The 16,836-nt window shown below is 59.4% G+C and carries 14 protein-coding genes; 9 read left to right on the top strand and 5 right to left on the bottom strand.

Features of this window, described 5'->3' with window-relative positions:
• Positions 1-4: 4 nt before the first annotated feature.
• On the top strand, positions 5-1,054 hold the full coding sequence (locus tag QC816_RS18030) for a LacI family DNA-binding transcriptional regulator (RefSeq protein WP_264827060.1): 1,050 nt from the start codon (positions 5-7) through the stop codon (positions 1,052-1,054).
• 9 nt (positions 1,055-1,063) lie between these two features.
• On the opposite strand, the gene gap is transcribed toward QC816_RS18030, so the two are convergent.
• Positions 1,064-2,068 carry a type I glyceraldehyde-3-phosphate dehydrogenase gene (gene gap, locus QC816_RS18025; RefSeq protein ID WP_085919889.1) on the bottom strand — a complete coding sequence of 335 codons (1,005 nt, stop codon included), beginning with the start codon at positions 2,066-2,068 and terminating at the stop codon, positions 1,064-1,066.
• A gap of 282 nt (positions 2,069-2,350) precedes the next feature.
• Here gap and pyk point away from each other — a divergent pair, with 282 nt between their 5' ends.
• Positions 2,351-3,823, top strand: a complete 1,473-nt coding sequence (pyk, locus tag QC816_RS18020; RefSeq protein ID WP_085919890.1) for a pyruvate kinase — start codon at positions 2,351-2,353, stop codon at positions 3,821-3,823.
• 22 nt (positions 3,824-3,845) lie between these two features.
• Entirely contained in the window at positions 3,846-4,322 is a 477-nt protein-coding gene (locus QC816_RS18015) for a methylglyoxal synthase (protein ID WP_085919891.1), read from the top strand.
• Positions 4,323-4,366: 44 nt separating this feature from the next.
• On the opposite strand, the gene cra is transcribed toward QC816_RS18015, so the two are convergent.
• Positions 4,367-5,368, bottom strand: a complete 1,002-nt coding sequence (gene cra, locus QC816_RS18010; RefSeq protein WP_085919892.1) for a catabolite repressor/activator — start codon at positions 5,366-5,368, stop codon at positions 4,367-4,369.
• Between the two features lie 181 nt (positions 5,369-5,549).
• Between cra and ptsP the strand changes: the two genes are divergently transcribed.
• The 6 genes from ptsP (at position 5,550) to QC816_RS17980 (ending at position 14,645) form a co-directional block, all read left to right on the top strand.
• Positions 5,550-8,423 (top strand): phosphoenolpyruvate--protein phosphotransferase, encoded by a 2,874-nt coding sequence (gene ptsP / locus QC816_RS18005; RefSeq protein WP_309783805.1) that lies wholly within the window; start codon positions 5,550-5,552, stop codon positions 8,421-8,423.
• The gene (pfkB, locus tag QC816_RS18000; protein WP_085919894.1) at positions 8,423-9,394 is read left to right on the top strand and encodes a 1-phosphofructokinase; all 972 of its coding nucleotides are present in this window, start codon (positions 8,423-8,425) and stop codon (positions 9,392-9,394) included. Before ptsP ends, pfkB begins: the two co-directional genes overlap by 1 nt.
• Positions 9,391-11,133 carry a PTS fructose-like transporter subunit IIB gene (locus QC816_RS17995; protein ID WP_264827052.1) on the top strand — a complete coding sequence of 581 codons (1,743 nt, stop codon included), beginning with the start codon at positions 9,391-9,393 and terminating at the stop codon, positions 11,131-11,133. The genes pfkB and QC816_RS17995 overlap by 4 nt, the downstream gene beginning before the upstream one ends.
• A gap of 168 nt (positions 11,134-11,301) precedes the next feature.
• Positions 11,302-12,969, top strand: coding sequence for a glucose-6-phosphate isomerase (gene pgi / locus QC816_RS17990; RefSeq protein WP_268902251.1), 1,668 nt, complete (start codon positions 11,302-11,304; stop codon positions 12,967-12,969).
• A gap of 244 nt (positions 12,970-13,213) precedes the next feature.
• Positions 13,214-14,299 carry a PA0069 family radical SAM protein gene (locus tag QC816_RS17985; RefSeq protein ID WP_085919897.1) on the top strand — a complete coding sequence of 362 codons (1,086 nt, stop codon included), beginning with the start codon at positions 13,214-13,216 and terminating at the stop codon, positions 14,297-14,299.
• Positions 14,300-14,339: 40 nt separating this feature from the next.
• A complete protein-coding gene (locus QC816_RS17980; protein ID WP_264827046.1) occupies positions 14,340-14,645 on the top strand; it encodes a winged helix-turn-helix domain-containing protein in 306 nt (101 codons plus the stop codon).
• 6 nt (positions 14,646-14,651) lie between these two features.
• Here the strand turns inward: QC816_RS17980 and QC816_RS17975 are convergent, their stop codons facing one another.
• The 3 genes from QC816_RS17975 to QC816_RS17965 are packed head-to-tail and all read right to left on the bottom strand — an operon-like array spanning position 14,652 to position 16,625.
• The gene (locus tag QC816_RS17975; RefSeq protein ID WP_422823754.1) at positions 14,652-15,497 is read right to left on the bottom strand and encodes a DUF2797 domain-containing protein; all 846 of its coding nucleotides are present in this window, start codon (positions 15,495-15,497) and stop codon (positions 14,652-14,654) included.
• Positions 15,481-15,765 (bottom strand): YeaC family protein, encoded by a 285-nt coding sequence (locus QC816_RS17970; RefSeq protein WP_085919899.1) that lies wholly within the window; start codon positions 15,763-15,765, stop codon positions 15,481-15,483. The genes QC816_RS17975 and QC816_RS17970 overlap by 17 nt, the downstream gene beginning before the upstream one ends.
• Positions 15,766-15,779: 14 nt before the next feature.
• Positions 15,780-16,625, bottom strand: coding sequence for a rhomboid family intramembrane serine protease (locus QC816_RS17965; protein WP_309783793.1), 846 nt, complete (start codon positions 16,623-16,625; stop codon positions 15,780-15,782).
• Positions 16,626-16,836 lie beyond the last annotated feature (211 nt).

Genomic DNA, 16,836 nt, shown 5'->3' with positions numbered 1-16,836 from the left:
ACCCGTGACACCACCCCGCCGAATGACGCTCAAGGACCTTGCCCGTGAACTCGGCGTCTCGACTGCCTCCATTTCCAACGCCTTTAACCGGCCGGACCAGCTATCTCCCACCCTACGCGAACGCATCTTGAGTGAGGCGGCCCGTCTGGGCTATAGCGGCCCTGATGCCAAGGCCCGCAGCTTGCGTACCGGACGCTCACGGATCATCGCCGTGGTGCTGGCGGAGAGTCTCACTTACAGCTTGAATGATGCGGTGGCCAGTGAATTTTTATCCGGCGTCGCCGAGGTGCTCGACGCCCATGGGCACACCTTGTTGCTCTTGCCGGGGCGGGGGCACGACTCACAGCCGGCCGGCTCGGCGAATATTGCCGACGGTTTTATCGTCTACGGCTTGATGCCCAACAATCAGCTGTTGAATCGACTGCCGGCGCAGCGTCCGATCGTGTCCGTGGACTTTGATGTGGTTGACTGCCCAACGGTGCACATCGACGATAGCGAGGCCAGCTATCACATCGCCTGTCATGCCCTGAAACAACAACCTAGGCGCCCGGCCATCATCAACCTACGGTTGACTAAAGAAGCCTGCAACGGTCGCGTGACGCCCGAGCACACCCTGCTGCCCAATACCAGTACGATCAGCCGCGCACGGCTGGAAGGTTTCCATACCGCACTCAGCGAACACGGGGTGGATACACAACAAGTACCGCTGTGGAATATTGAGGAGAATACGTTCGAGGTGTGCGGGCCGGTGTTGGCAGAGTTGCTCGACCAACCTGAGCATCAGCGGCCCGACCTGCTGCTGTGCATGTCGGATCGCATTGCCCTGACGGCGCTGACGTTGGCCGAACAGCGCGGCATTCGGGTGCCTGAAGATCTGAGGATTACCGGGTTTGACGGCATTGCAGAGGGCCAGTACCGCGCTCCTCGTTTAACCACCGTTCGTCAGGATAGCGAAGGCAAGGGACGGGTCGCGGCACAGATGATTCTCGGCCTGTTGCCTGCCGAGCAACAACTGTTGAAAACGGAGCTGTTGCTCGGCGATACCTGCCCCTGATCCGTTGGATTACTTGGCGGCAGCCTGCATGGCTTCTGCGGTATCCAGCATGCGGTTGGAGAAGCCCCACTCGTTGTCGTACCAGGCCATGATTTTCACCAGCCGCCCGTTCACCCGGGTATGGTTGGTATCGAACGTGGACGAGTTGGCGTCGTGGTTGAAATCGATAGACACCAATGGCTGTGCGTTGACCGCCAAGACCGGTGAATTGACAGCCGCTTTTTCAACAACCGCGTTGATCTCTTCTGCAGTGGTGTCACGGCCAGCGGTGAAGGTCAGGTCCACCAGCGAGACGTTGATCACCGGCACCCGAACCGCCAGGCCATCGAATTTCCCCTCAAGCTCGGGCAGCACCTTGCCAACGGCAGCCGCGGCGCCGGTCTTGGTCGGAATCATCGACTGGGTTGCACTGCGCGCCCGGTAGGGGTCAGTGTGATAGACATCCGACAGATTCTGGTCGTTGGTATAGGCATGCACCGTCGTCATCAGGCCATTCTCGATACCCACGGCATCGTTTAACGCCTTGGCAACCGGTGCCAGGCAATTCGTTGTGCAGGAGGCATTCGAGACCACTTTATGGTCGGCGGTGAGCGTCTCTTCATTGACGCCGTAAACAATCATGGCATCGGCATCAGGGCTGGGGGCCGAGATCAATACGCGTTTGGCACCCGCCTCAATATGCTTGGCTGCCGCTTCACGCTTGGTGAATAAGCCGGTGCATTCCATGACGATATCGATGTCCATCGACGCCCAGGGCAATTTAGCAGGATCCCGCTCGGAGGAGATCGCGATGCGGTCGCCGTCGACGCTGATGCTTTCCGCGTCATGATCGACAGAATAGGGAAAATGACCGTGGACGGTGTCATGGCGAAGCAGGTGGGAGTTAAGCGACGGATCGCCCAGGTCGTTGATCGCAACGACCTGCATACGATCACGGTAGCCGTTTTCATAGAGGGCGCGTAGTACGTTACGGCCAATCCGACCGAAACCGTTGATAGCGACTCTTGTTGTCATGGAGCACCTCACCTTTGCAGAGAACGTTTGTAACAAAAATACATAGCTGATTTTTTGCTACATAACCAATTGTATATTTCGTAAAAAATTACTAAAAATACGTAGTTAAGCACCTTATTGGGGTCGTCGGTGTGTCTCAAGCCTCCAAAAAGGCAAACCATCAATCAATATGTAGTAAAATTACTATATAGACGCTATCGTAGTCCACAACTTAATAGCCTGCAATTTCAATATCCAGCGCAGCGCCAACAATAACCAATGGCCGACCCAGGAGAATGTGCAATGACGAGCCAACCCCTCTCGCTCCCCTTACGCCGCACCAAGATCGTGGCCACGCTAGGCCCTGCCAGCGACCGCCCAGGCGTTCTGGAAGCCATGCTTAAAGCGGGCGTCGACGTCGTTCGCCTCAACTTTTCCCATGGCGCTGCCGATGACCACCGGCGGCGTCTCCAGGACGTCCGCGAAATCGCCCAACGACTTGGCCGCAGCGTTGCCGTATTGGGCGACCTCCAGGGACCCAAGATTCGTATTGCCCGCTTCAAGGATGCGGCCATCCACCTCACCCAGGGCCAGCCGTTTATCCTCGACATGGCAATGGAGGCCGATCAGGGCGACCAGGAGCGGGTCGGCTGTGACTACAAATCGCTGATCGATGACGTCACCACCGGCGACCGCCTGCTGCTTGACGATGGCCGCGTGGTACTGGATGTCACCCAAGTGGTTGACCAGGAAGTTCACACCCGAGTTCATGTGGGTGGCAAACTGTCCAACAATAAAGGCATCAACAAGCAAGGCGGCGGTCTTTCCGCCCCAGCGCTCACTGAAAAGGACAAGGCTGACCTGATTACCGCCCTGGATATCGGCGTGGACTATTTGGCAGTTTCCTTCCCGCGTAGTGCTGCCGATATGCAAGAGGCACGCGACCTGCTGGGCGAGGCTGGAAGAGAAATCGGCCTGGTCGCCAAGCTCGAACGCGCCGAAGCCGTGGCCAACGACGAAACCCTGGATGGCATTATCCTGGCCTCAGAAGCGGTGATGGTAGCCCGCGGCGATCTGGGCGTGGAAATCGGTGACGAAGCGCTGATTGGCACGCAAAAACGCATCATCAAGCATGCTCGCACTCTGAATCGTGCAGTGATTACCGCCACGCAGATGATGGAATCGATGATCGAGTCGCCGCTGCCCACGCGCGCCGAAGTGTTCGACGTGGCCAACGCGGTGCTGGATGCCACCGATGCGGTAATGCTCTCGGCCGAAACCGCCGCGGGCGATTATCCGGTTGAAACCATCGAGGCGATGAACCGCGTCTGCCTGGGCGCCGAGCGCGAGCGCATTGCCCAGGAGTCGAGCCACCGCATTCATGAAGGCTTCGAGCGCATTGACGAGACGATCGCACTATCCGCGATGTATGCAGCCAACCATCTCGAGGGCGTCAGTGTCATCGCCTGCATGACTGCCACCGGCTACACGCCCCTGATTGCGTCGCGCATTCGCTCCAAGCTGCCAATTGTCGGCCTGGCCCATAGCCCCATCGCTCAGCGACGCATGGCGTTGTATCGGGGCGTTGTCTCGATACCGTTTGACACGACCCATATGCAGGCAGAAGACGTCAACGGCGAGGCGCTGAGATTATTAAAAGCCCACGGCTTGGCGGATCCCGGCGAGCATGTCATTCTCACCCGAGGCGACCATATGAACGCCCATGGCGGCACCAACACCATGAAGGTGTTAGCGGTGGCGGCCGAGTCGCAATGATCCTGCTTTGGAGATCCATACCATGAATGATGCGCGCCCTCCTCGTCAGGCGACTCGTACGCTCCAGGCCCGCAAGCGGATTGCGTTGATCGCCCATGACGGCAAGAAAACCGAAATGCTTGAATGGGCGACGCGCTGGAAGGATACGCTGGGCCGCCACGAACTGCTCGGCACCGGCACGACAGCAAAGCGCTTGCACGACGCGCTGGGACTGCCTATCGAAGGGTTGATGAGCGGACCGCTTGGCGGTGACCAACAGATTGGCGCGCGCATCGCCGAGCAGGCGCTCGACGTGCTGATTTTTTTCTGGGACCCCTTCGCTCCCCAGCCCCATGACCCGGATGTCAAAGCGCTGCTTCGCCTTGCGGCACTATGGAACGTCCCGGTGGCATGCAATGCAGCGAGCGCCGACTTTGTCCTTTCCTCGCCTTACCTGGATGAAAGCTACGACATGTCGATTCCCGATGCCAACGCCTGGGCCGCGGCACGCACGGAGTGACTGACCACCGACCGGCTGCTAATGAGTCAGCTCAACCACTTGGCTCAGGCCCTCATTTGCGCACCGGGATGGCGGGTGCGCAAATGCCTTGCGACCACTTGCTGGCCGCATTGAGGTTCGCCCTCTGTCGCGGCCAAGGCACAGCGCAGCGTCAGCTCAGCGATGCGATCGTAATCCTGCAAGGCTGAATTAACCGGCTGAGGCAAAAAGTCCAGCAGGCGATGATCCCCAAAGGTGGCCAACCGCATCCCTTCCGGCAAACCTCCTCGCTCCAGAAAGACATCAAACGCCCCTTCCAACAGCGTATAGGACGCGGTGACCAATGCATCTGCCCCGCCCTCTTCATCCAGTAGCTTGACCGCCAGCCGGGCGCCTTCGCTACGCTCATAGTGCGTACCGCTTAGATATAGCGGCGTAATGGACGTGCCCGCAAGTGCTTGTTCGAATCCCGCCCTGCGTTCTCGGCTGATGGAAAGGTCAGGCATCGCTTCCAGCCATGCAACGCGCCGGGTAGCAGGATCAATCACCGAGTGGGTCAGCGCCAGCGATGCTTGGCGGTCGTTACTGACCACACTTGCAAAACGCGCAGGATCCAGCCCCCGGTCCATTCCCACCACGCTCCAGCCCTCTTTTACCAGGTCTGCGTAAAACGGATCATCGCTGGCCAGACAACTCGCCGTGATAAGCACTTCACAGCGCTGCGCACGCAGCGCTAGCGCCAGCGCCCGCTCGCTGTCCGGGCAGTCATCGGAGCTCACCACCAGCAGTTGATAGCCACGTTCGCGAGCGCCCCGCTCTATGCGCTTGGCAAGCCGCGCGTAACTGATGTTTTCCAGATCGGGCACGATCAACCCCAGTAAACGACTCGCTCCCCGGCGCAATGCGGCCGCCTGGGGATCAATGTGATAGCGGTGCTGACGAACGACCGACATCACCTTGTCGATGGTCGCCTGGCTAATGCGGCGCTTTTCGGCCTGGCCATTAATCACATAGCTGGCGGTAGTACGTGATACCCCGGCAAGCCGGGCTATATCGGCAAGTGTCATGAATTTCCCCTCTGATTGCCGCCAGTTTAACAGTCGACAGACGCCCATCAGACCAAAGTCTAGGCGCGAACCTCTTGTGTCCTGAAGTGAATCGATTCAGCATAGCCAACTATACACAGATGACACGATTCATCCAGCCCACTTCGGTGCGCTACGACCATGGTTCTACACGGAGACACCTATGCTGACGCTCGGCTCTGATGACATATTGCTGGACTGCCATGCTGACGACTGGCAAGCAGCACTCAACAGCGCTGCCGATGCGCTGGTGGCGGCGGGGTTTGTCGACCCTGATTACCGTGACGGCCTGCTCGACCGGGAAGCTCAATCCTCGACGTTTCTGGGCAATGCCATCGCCATCCCCCACGGCACCCCGGAAAGCCGCCAATACGTCAAGCAAACCGGGGTACGCGTTTTACAATTCCCCCAAGGCGTTCAGTGGCACGACGGCCAACAGGTGCACGTACTGGTGACTATCGCCGCGCAAAACGACGAGCACCTCGATATCCTGCGCCAACTGACCCATGTATTGGACCGCGAAGGTGTCGCTGAGCAACTGGCTAACGCCACCTCCGCCGACGATGTGGCGCGCCTGCTTTCCAAGCCAGCCGTGGTGCCACGTCTGGATAACGAAACGCTGTGCGTTAGCTTCCCCGCCAAGGACCTGCAGGAATTGACGCTAGCCGCTGCCGCGCGACTGCGTCAAAGCGGCTGTGTCGATAATACGTTTATTAGTGCCATTGCCTCTGTCGAACCCACCTGGCTGGGGAATGGCCTATGGCTGGCAAGCCACCCTCATGGTGTCGCCCAGCCTGCACTGGGTGTCGCAACCCCGGCAGATACATCACTGAGCCATCAGGAACATCCCGTGCATGCCTTGTTCTGCCTCGCGGCCAGCGGTGAGAGCCATCGTTCGCTGCTTGAGCAATTACTGCCACTCCTTGATCACAGCGAAAGCAAAAGCCTGGTCAATAAAACCAGCGCCCAGTGGCTGGCCGCCTTGGCGGGTGAAACTGCCAGCACACAAACTCAACGTGCCCGCGTGCTGAACCCTCACGGCCTGCACGCCCGCCCGGCCAAGCAACTGGTACAAATTGCCCGCGCCCAGGCGGTGCCGATCAACGTTCGACTGGAAGAAGGCAGCGCCACGCCGGTTTCCGCCGCCAGCTTGACCAAGGTGATTGGCATGGGCGCGAGACGCGGGCAATGGCTCGTGTTTTCTGCCGAGGGCGAGCAGGCAAGCCAGGCACTCGCGGCCGTCAGCGAGGCCGTCGAGTCTGGCCTGGGCGAGAAGGTTGCCCCATTTGATGGCGGCCGGGAAAGCCTCTCTCCCGCCGCCGAAAGCACCAAACCCGCCGCCGAGCCGCTGGTTAACGATACGCCACATGCGGGCGTGGCCGCCTCCCCGGGGCTTGCCATTGCACCGGTATTTGTCATTCGCCCGGTAAGCTTTGAATACCCGCAACACGCCGACGATCCCGAACAAGAGGCTGCCCGTCTTCGCGAGGCGCTGAAGGAAGGTGCCACCCAGTTGGAAACACTGGTGCATGACGCGCCGGGCGGTGAAGTCGCCGACATTCTTTCCATGCACGAAGAAATGCTCGACGACCCGGAGCTGCACCAGGCCGCCATTGATGCTATCCGCGAAGGGGCGTCGGCAGAGGCCGGCTGGTGGGAAGCCATCGACACCGCCGCCCACGCCCAGGAAATGCTTGCCGACCGGCTACTGGCCGAACGCGCCGCCGACCTGCGCGACGTGGGCCGCCGAGTCCTTGGCGTGCTGTGTGACGTCAAGCTGCCCGAGCCGCCCGACCATCCGTATATTCTGGTGATGGACGATATTGGCCCGTCTGATGTCGCGCGACTGGATACCTCGCGAGTGCGTGGCCTGCTCACCGTTCGCGGCGGCGCTACAGCGCACAGCGCGATTCTGGCCCGCGCGTTAGGCATTCCGGCGGTTGTCGGTGCCGGTGACGCCGTCATGGCGCTACCTGACGGCGGCATGATGATTCTTGATGGCGAACGCGGACGGGTCACCCACAAGCCTTCGGAAGACCGCCTGCAGCGCGCCGAGCAGCAATTGCTTGACCAGCAGCAGCGCGAAGCCGATGCCTGGGAAACGCGCTTTGAAACGGCTCAAACCCGCGACGGACACCGGGTCGAAGTCGCCGCCAACCTGGGCAACACCGCTCATGCGGAAGACGCCGTTGAACGTGGTGCCGAGGGGGTTGGCCTGCTGCGCACTGAATTCCTGTTCATGGCCCACGCCAGCGCGCCGGACCTATCCACCCAAATCGATGAATACCGTCAGGCAATTGACGCCCTTGATGGCCGCCCGCTGGTGGCCCGCACGCTGGACGTCGGCGGTGACAAGCCACTGCCCTACTGGCCGGTGCCTCAAGAAGATAATCCCTTCCTTGGCCTGCGCGGCATTCGCCTGGCGCTGACCCAGCCGGAAGTGCTCGAAACCCAGTTTCGCGCGCTGTTGATGGCCGGCAAAGACAGCCCTTTGCGCATCATGCTGCCGATGGTCAAGGACATCGCCGAGTTCCGCGCCGCCAAGGCGATCTATGATCGGCTGCTGAGCGAAATTTCGCCATCACAACGTGCCACTGACGTGCAGCTCGGCGTGATGATCGAAGTGCCCTCCAGTGCCCTGCTGGCGCCATCGCTTGCCGCCGAGGTGGATTTCTTCTCGGTGGGCACCAACGATTTGACCCAGTACACCCTGGCCATCGACCGTGGCCATCCGGAGCTTTCCGCCCAGGCCGACGGCCTGCATCCCGCGGTACTGCGCTTGATCCAGATGACCGTTGACGCCGCCCATGCTCAGGGCAAATGGGTTGGTGTCTGCGGCGAACTGGCCTCAGACGCCATGGCGGTGCCGGTACTGGTCGGCCTGGGCGTCGATGAACTGTCGGTCAGCGCCCGACAGATCCCGCTGGTCAAGGCGCGGCTGCGCGAATTTGATCTGGCGGATGCCCAGGCCAGCGCTCAACTGGCACTGGCCCAGGCCACCAGCGATGACGTGCGCGACGCGCTGGAGGCTCGCTGATGGCTCGCGTGTTATGCATTACGCTCAACCCGGCGTTGGACCTGGCGTTCAGCCTTGATCAGCTCATTCCAGGGGCGGTTAACCGCCCCCACAGCGCCCAGCTGGAGGCCGCGGGTAAAGGCGTCAATGTTGCCCGGGTACTGGCAGGGTTAGGCCATGACGTTACCGTGAGCGGTTTTCTGGGCGCTGACAACGACGCGCCTTTCGCGCTGGCCTTTCAGCACGCCGCCTTGCACGATGACTTTGTGCGCGTAGCAGGGGAAACACGCATCAATGCCAAGCTTGCTGAACAAAGCGGCCGGGTCACCGACATCAACGGGCCCGGCACGCCGATCACCTCAAAGGATCTGCAACGCTTAACGGCAAGGCTGGATGCACATTTATACAACGCCACACCGCCTCACGCCGTCGTGGTAGCTGGCAGTTTACCGCCGGGGCTCAGTCTCGATGACTTTCGCGCTTTTCTAAAGCACCTGAAGGCCAGCGGCGTTCCTCTCTGGGTGGATACCAGCGGCGCGGCACTTAACGCCGCCATTGAGGTAAAGCCCACCGCCGTCAAGCCCAACGAGCTTGAGCTTGCACACTGGGCAGGTGCGCCGCTTGAAACCAGCCTTGCGCTGACCCAGGCGGTGCGTCGTCTGCATCAGGGCGGCGTGGAACAGGCGCTTGTTTCTGCCGGCGCCGATGGCGTGCTGTGGGTGAATGCCCAGGGCAGCTGGCAGGCAACGCCACCGTCCGTGACCGCCGTCAACACCGTGTGCGCCGGTGATACGCTCGTTGCGGGCATGCTCCACGGCCTGCTCAGCGGCCACGATCCCGAAACAACCCTTCGTTTCGCCACGGCATTATCTGCCGATGCGGTCCGCCATGTGGGCGTGGGTAACCCCCAGGCCGACGACTTCGACTCACTCCAACAACAGACCCGGGTACGGCGTCTTGACGACACCATCACCGAGGGAGCCACGCTATGAATATTATTCTGATTACCGCCTGCCCAAGCGGCATGGCGACCACCTTCCTCGCCGCCAAGCGGCTGGAACAGGCTGCAGAACGCCAGGGCTGGCACGTTCATGTGGAAATGCACGGTGAGCTGGCGCCGCTTCAGGCGGCCACCGCCGAGCAGATTGCCAATGCCGACCTGATCGTCGTCGCGGCAGATCATGTGCCCGCGCCCGAGCGCTTTGAAGGTAAGCGGCTTTATCAAGCGCCGATTGCCGACGCGCTCCCTGACCCGAGTGGCTTTTTGACCACGGCGAAACGCGATGCGCCGCTTTATCAGGCACCCACCGATGCACCCGCAGCCCGTTCTGCGGCGCCAAGCGCCACTGAAGGACAGAATATTGTCGCCGTGACGGCCTGCCCGACGGGCGTTGCGCACACCTTCATGGCGGCCGAGGCACTCGCCGAAGCCGGCAAAGCCATGGGCCACGCTATCCGCGTGGAAACCCAAGGCTCGGTAGGCGCACAAGATCAGCTGACGGATAAAGAGATCGCTGATGCTGATGTGGTCGTGCTGGCCTGCGACATCGACGTTGACCCTGCCCGCTTTGCGGGCAAGCGCATTTACCGCACTTCCACCGGCAGTGCCTTGAAAAAACCGCGCCCAACACTGGAAGCTGCCCTCGCTCACGCCAGCATTGAAGACGGCAACCAGCCCAGTGCCAGCAGTGAAGGCAAAAGCGTCAAAGAGAAAGGGGTTTACAAGCACCTGCTGACCGGTGTGTCGTTCATGCTGCCGATGGTGGTCGCGGGTGGCTTGCTGATCGCACTGTCGTTTGTGTTCGGTATCAACGCCGCCGAGGAAGAAGGCTCACTGGCCGCCGCGCTGATGAAAATCGGCGGCGGCACCGCCTTCGCGCTGATGATTCCGGTACTCGCCGGTTATATTGCCTACTCGATTGCCGACCGCCCCGGTATCGCGCCGGGCATGATTGGCGGCATGCTGGCAGCCGATATAGGCTCCGGCTTTATCGGCGGTATTCTGGCCGGTTTCCTGGCCGGTTACGTCGCCCTGGCGGTTACCCGCTACGTTAAACTGCCTTCGAGCATTGAATCGCTGAAGCCGATCCTGATTATTCCACTCATCGCCAGCCTGGTGACTGGCCTGGTAATGATCTATATCGTCGGTGAGCCGGTGGCGGGCATTCTTACCGCGCTGACCAGCTTCCTTGAAAACATGGGCTCCACCAACGCCGTGCTGCTGGGCATTCTGCTGGGCGCCATGATGTGTTTCGACCTGGGTGGCCCGGTCAACAAAGCCGCATATACCTTTGGCGTCGGACTTCTAGCCTCGGAAACCTATGGTCCCATGGCGGCGATCATGGCCGCTGGCATGGTACCTGCCATCGGCATGGGCATTGCCAGTCTGGTGGCACGCAACAAATTTTCGGCGCCCGAGCGCGAGGCAGGCAAGGCATCGTTTGTACTCGGCATGTGTTTTATCAGCGAAGGGGCGATTCCGTTTGCCGCCAAAGATCCGCTGCGGGTAATCCCTGCCTGCATGCTGGGCGGTGCCGTTACCGGTGCACTTTCCATGCTGGTAGGCGCTAAACTGATGGCCCCCCACGGCGGCATTTTTGTCCTGCTGATCCCCAATGCCATTACCCCCGTGCTGCTCTACCTGAGCGCGATTGTGGTCGGCTCGCTGATTACCGGCCTGAGCTATGCCATGATCAAACGGGGCGCTACCCAAGTGGCCATTGCCAGCTGAACAGTGCCAGGCGGGCCAAGGCCCGCCTTTTTATTGGGCTCGCTATTGGTTTTATTACCGTACAACATGCTTTTGTTCACGATGGTTTGCCACAGCACGCGTTTTATGTAGTATTTTTACACACATAACATCAAGGCAACTCGCCGACCTACAACAACGGACACCGCTATGTTTCAGCTGACCCGCAGTGTGACGTGGCAGGCACTCGAACGCCTGCGCGACAAAACCGCTAACGATCGCATTCGTGACTATTTCACCAATGACCCGCAGCGCTTTGAAAAAATGAGCCTGCGGGTGGGCGGTCTTTTCCTCGACTACTCGAAGCACCACGTATCCGACGAGGTCAAGGCCAAACTGATCGAACTGGCCGACCACTCCGCCCTCGTCCAGCGCCGAGCCCAGATGTTTTCGGGCGATATCATCAACGTCACCGAAGACCGTCCGGTTCTCCACACCGCGCTTCGCCACCTCGGCGATGATCCGGTATTTGTCGACGGCAAGGACGTGATGCCCGAAATCACCCGTACCCGCGAGCAGATCAAGCAGTTTTCCGAGGCGGTGCGCAGCGGCGAGTGGAAAGGCTATAGCGGCAAGCGCATCAAGGACGTGGTCAACATTGGCATTGGCGGGTCGGACCTGGGCCCCAACATGGCCGTCCGTGCGCTATTGAAGTACCGCCACCCAGAGTTGCACTTCCACTTTGTTTCCAACGTGGACGGCACCCATATTCAGAAGGTGCTGTCGCGTCTCGACCCAGCCACCACGCTGTTCATCGTCTCGACCAAGACCTTCTCTACCCAGGAAACCCTGCTCAACGCCAAGACCGCGCGGCGCTGGTTCCTGGAGAACGCCGGTGAAGACGCCGATGTGGGCGCGCACTTTATCGCTGCCTCCACCAACCGCCGCGCGGCGATGGAATTCGGCATTCGTGAAGAGAACGTGTTCGAGTTCTGGGCCTGGGTCGGCGGGCGTTACTCCATGTGGTCATCAATTGGCCTGCCGATTGCGCTCTCGATTGGCTTTGAGGGCTTCATCGAGCTGCTGGAAGGCGCTCACGAGATGGATAACCACTTCATTGAAGCGCCCTTCTCCGAGAACATGCCCGTGCTGATGGCGCTGATCGGTATCTGGTACATCAATTTCATTGGTGCGGAAACCCAAGCCATCGTGCCTTACGACCAGGCCCTGCACCAGTTGCCTTCGTTTCTCCAGCAGTTGGATATGGAGTCCAACGGCAAGTCGGTGGACATCTTCGGCCACCCGGTGAATTACAAGACCGGCCCGATTGTGTGGGGCCAGACCGGCTCCAACGGTCAGCACGCTTTCTTCCAGTTGCTGCACCAGGGCACGCGCTACGTGCCCATCGACTTTATCGCCTCACTCAAGCCCGAGCCGGGTGTCGAAGACCACCACTTCGCGCTGCTGACCAACATGCTCGCCCAGGCCAACGCCTTTATGGAAGGCAGCCAGGGAGACAGCAAGGAGCTCAGCCAGCATGACCCCTACAGCTGCCCCGGCAATCGCCCATCAAGCACCCTGCTGCTGGACGAGCTGACGCCGAAAAACCTGGGTGCCCTGATCGCGCTCTACGAGCATAAGGTGTTCGTGCAAGGCGTTATCTGGAACATCAACTCTTTCGACCAGTGGGGCGTGCAGCTGGGCAAACGTATCGCCGGTGAAATCAGCGAACGCATCGACACCAACGCCGCCGACTTCGATGCCTCGACCCAGGGACTGCTGGAGCTGTTGCGCGGCCATTTTCCCGGCAATGGGGGAAGTGAAGACAGCGCCGAAAAAGCCAACGGCGATAAAAAAACCACGCGGAAAAAGCGCTAAGCACTAGCGAGTCACGTGCTGGATAACGTGAAACGCCTTGGCTTTAGAGAGCCAAGGCGTTTTGCATTTACCGTCCATACAACCATTTTTCGATATCCCGACCTACCCCACCGCCTGACCTAGCCTGTTTCCCCTGGTTGGCCGGGAAAGGCTGAAGCAACCAAACATGGCTCTTTACTCATTCTTGCACACTGGACAAAACATCATATACTGTATATATAGCCATATATAAACGGGGTGGCAAATGACGGCTTTTCATTACGCTGATGGCAGTTCCTCGGTGCGCAAAGGACGTGGAGCGACGTACGACCCGCATAACCGCTTTGCACCCACCCAAAGCGTTGCGGAAGACGATGGCTGGTGGCGGGAGGAAACATCCACAAGTATCGTAACCGAGGTGCGCGAGGAAGTGAGCAAAAGCGCGCTGTCGTGGAACACCTCGCCGGATTTGCCGTTTGATCGCTCGCTGAATCCATACCGTGGCTGCGAGCATGGCTGCGTTTACTGCTATGCCCGCCCTTCCCATGCGTATTGGGATTTATCGCCAGGGCTGGATTTTGAAACCAGGCTGATTGCCCGCAGCGGTTTAGTGGAGCGGTTAACCGACGAGCTGTGCCACCCTAATTACGTATGCCGTCCGATTAACCTTTCCGGCAATACCGACTGCTACCAGCCACTGGAGGCGAAACACCAAACCACCCGTCGCTTGCTTGAGTTGTTATTGGAATGTCGCCATCCGGTCACCATTGTGACTAAAAGCAGCCTGATACTGAGAGACCTGGAGTTGCTTTCAGAAATGGCCGAACACCGTTTGGTGCGGGTTTTTGTCAGCCTTACCAGTCTGGATGCCAACCTGAAACGCACCCTGGAGCCGCGCACGGCGTCGCCTCAAGCCCGTCTGAAAATCATCCGCGAGCTGAATACGGCGGGGATTCCTGTGGGCACGCTGGTTTCGCCGATTATCCCTGGGCTGACCGACCATGAAATTGAGCGGATTCTTGAAGCCGCCAGCCGAGCGGGGGCGCGCACCGCTACCTGGATGCTATTGCGCCTGCCCCATGAAGTGGCGCCGTTATTCGAGGCGTGGCTGGAAGCCCACTACCCCGAGCGGGCTGCCAAAGTGATGAGCTTGATTCGACAGTGCCGTGGTGGGAAGGATTATGACGCCCGCTTTGGCAAGCGTTTCCGCGGTGAAGGGGTGTTTGCCGAAATGATCAGCCAGCGGTTTAATCGTGCCAGCCGCCAGTGGAAGTTGCAGTCCCGCACCGAGCAGGGATTGAATACCCGCGATTTTCGCCCGCCGCGCGCGCAAGGGGATTTATTCTATTAGACTGGGCAGCGTTACTGTCGAACCCCATAAAGGATGCGCCATGCCCGCGCCGTTAAGCAAAACCAAATCGAGCTTTTACCGTCGCCTGTACGTGGCGTACCTGATTGACCAAGGCGCTGCCAGCGTCCCGGCCTTGATTGAGGCGACCGGCATGCCAAGGCGCACCGCGCAAGATACCATTACTTCGCTTGCTGAGTTGGATATCGAGTGTGTGTTCGAAAAGGATAAGGGAGAGCGGCATAACATCGGCCGCTATCAGATACGTGATTGGGGGGCGATTGACCCACGCTGGGTGGCAAGTCACGCCCAATACCTGCAAGAGGCACTGGGCTACGGTGACGCCTAAGCAGTATTAAGCGACGCTAACCTCATAACCGGTAAACTTACGCAGATTGATCACGCCGGTATCCAGCATCAAGTACTGGCCTTTAATCCCCTGCAAGATACCGCTGACCTCCGGCTGTTTGTCAAAGTTGTGCGACATAATCTTGCGTGGGAAGGTCTCCACCGGATAGTGAAAGGCATGGTATTGGCCATCCAGTTCGCGAATGGCATCCGCCCCATACTCGCTTCTAAGTTGCCCAAGGCCGCTGGCGGTTGCGGCCATCAGGCGATCGCGTTCGGCTTTCAGATCAAGCTCCGCCACATCGCCTTTGAGCATGGCCCGCCAGTTGGTGCGATCACCGACATGTTCCTTGAACAGCATCTCCACAAAGCCTGATTGCTGGCGGGTATCGACTTCCAGAATCGGCAAGGCCTGTATCGCCCCCTGGTCCAGCCAACGGGTGGGCATTTGCGTTTTACGGGTAATTCCCACTTTCAAACCCGACGAGTTGGCCAGGTAAACGATATGCGGCTGAAAGCAATGCTGCTCTCCCCATTCAGGGTCGCGACAGGTGCCTTGAAAATAATGGCACGTTTCCGGCTTCATGATGCAGGTATCACATTGGGCCAGACGCTTGAAGCAGGGGTAGCAGTAACCCTGGGCAAAGCTTTTCTTGGTTGCACGACCGCAGTGGGTGCAGGCGATAGCACCACTCCAACGCAGCTGTAACGGAAACCCCAACCGCTCGTTCAAGTCAATGCGGTGTTCACCCACGCGCAGCTGGTAGCTGACAGGTTGAGCCTGGGTCGGGCCCGGTTCCACCGCCATTTTACGCAAGCACCCCTGCACTAACCCATCAGTCACGCGACGCATCCTTGGCAAGACCGGCCATTTCCGGTGAAACGCCCTGCCCGGTGGCGCCAGCACCACAGGTGCGCTGTTCCAGATACCCGACACGGTTCGCTTCGGGCACGTTGTTTTCCGCTTCATAGCGCATCACGGCTTCCAGACACAACTCGGTCTGCTCAGCCGTGAGGTAGCGTCCATCCGGCCACTTGCGCAGCGATACGGCCTGCTTGAGGCTCTCGTAAATCGCCGGGGTCATCTGGTTGATCATTTTGTCGAAGGTCATGTCGCTCATGCCAAACTCCTCAGTTAAGACCGTAAACGCCGCGCGCTATAATACCAGCCCGTGATCAGGCCGACGATCAATCCGCCAAGATGGGCCTCATTGGCAACATTGCCAAAACCTACCAGCCCGGCCATGTCGGTCATGGTAAACACCATCCAGCCCAGCATGAACACGACGAGCATCTGCGGCACAAAAAAACCGCTTCCCGGAGCCCGTCTAGACATCAGCCATACGTGACCCAGCAAGGCATAAACGACGCCCGACATACCGCCGAATAACACTGTACCCGTCGCGTACTGGGCCAGATTCGCCAACACCCCTGCGACGACCAGCAGGAGGAGCAGCGTCCTTCCGCCCTGTAACGCTTCAACCTGCCGCCCGAAATACCATACCCACATCAGGTTGAAGATCAGGTGCATCCAGCCAAAATGCAGAAACGCTGGCGACAGTAGGCGCCATACCTGGCCGCTGGCCAGCGTCTCCGTCAGCGACCCGTAGGTTAGCTCACCACCCACGATGCCAATCGGCACAATGGTGAGGGCCACAATCAACAGATCACCAAACACACCTATCAGCGCGAAGATCACCAGACTCGCCACCACCATGGCCACGGTAACCGGCAACCGTTTAAGCGTTGAGAATAGCGCCGGGGAATCCACCTTTGAGACCTGCTCCGCTAACTCAAGAGGTTCACCCTGCTGCCAGCGGGCCACCAGCGCGAGAAGCGCTTCACGCTGACCCGGGTCGGCGACCCAGAGCACCTGGGCATCGCCTTCAGCGGTAATCCGGTGCCCAATACGATAACGCCAGAGCGCTTTGCGAAGCGCCTGGGTGTCGACGTCAGGGGGTAAACGCATTACGGGGTGCATAGGCTTCCTTTATGATAACGACATAGGCTTTTCATACAAACGCTAAGCTTGGCAACCCATTGGATAGATCACGCCTGGACGTGGCAATACAGTGGTTATTATTTTCACCAAAAAAAACCGGCGGAGGGGGCCGCCGGGTAAATAGCAAGGGATCATTCAAGGGAACACTTAATCTGACGAGCGGCGGCAGCGTTAGTTCATATGTTTTGCA

Source organism: Vreelandella janggokensis (assembly GCF_031451615.1).
Taxonomy (GTDB): Bacteria; Pseudomonadota; Gammaproteobacteria; order Pseudomonadales; family Halomonadaceae; genus Vreelandella; species Vreelandella janggokensis.
This window is presented reverse-complemented; position numbering and strand designations above follow the sequence as displayed.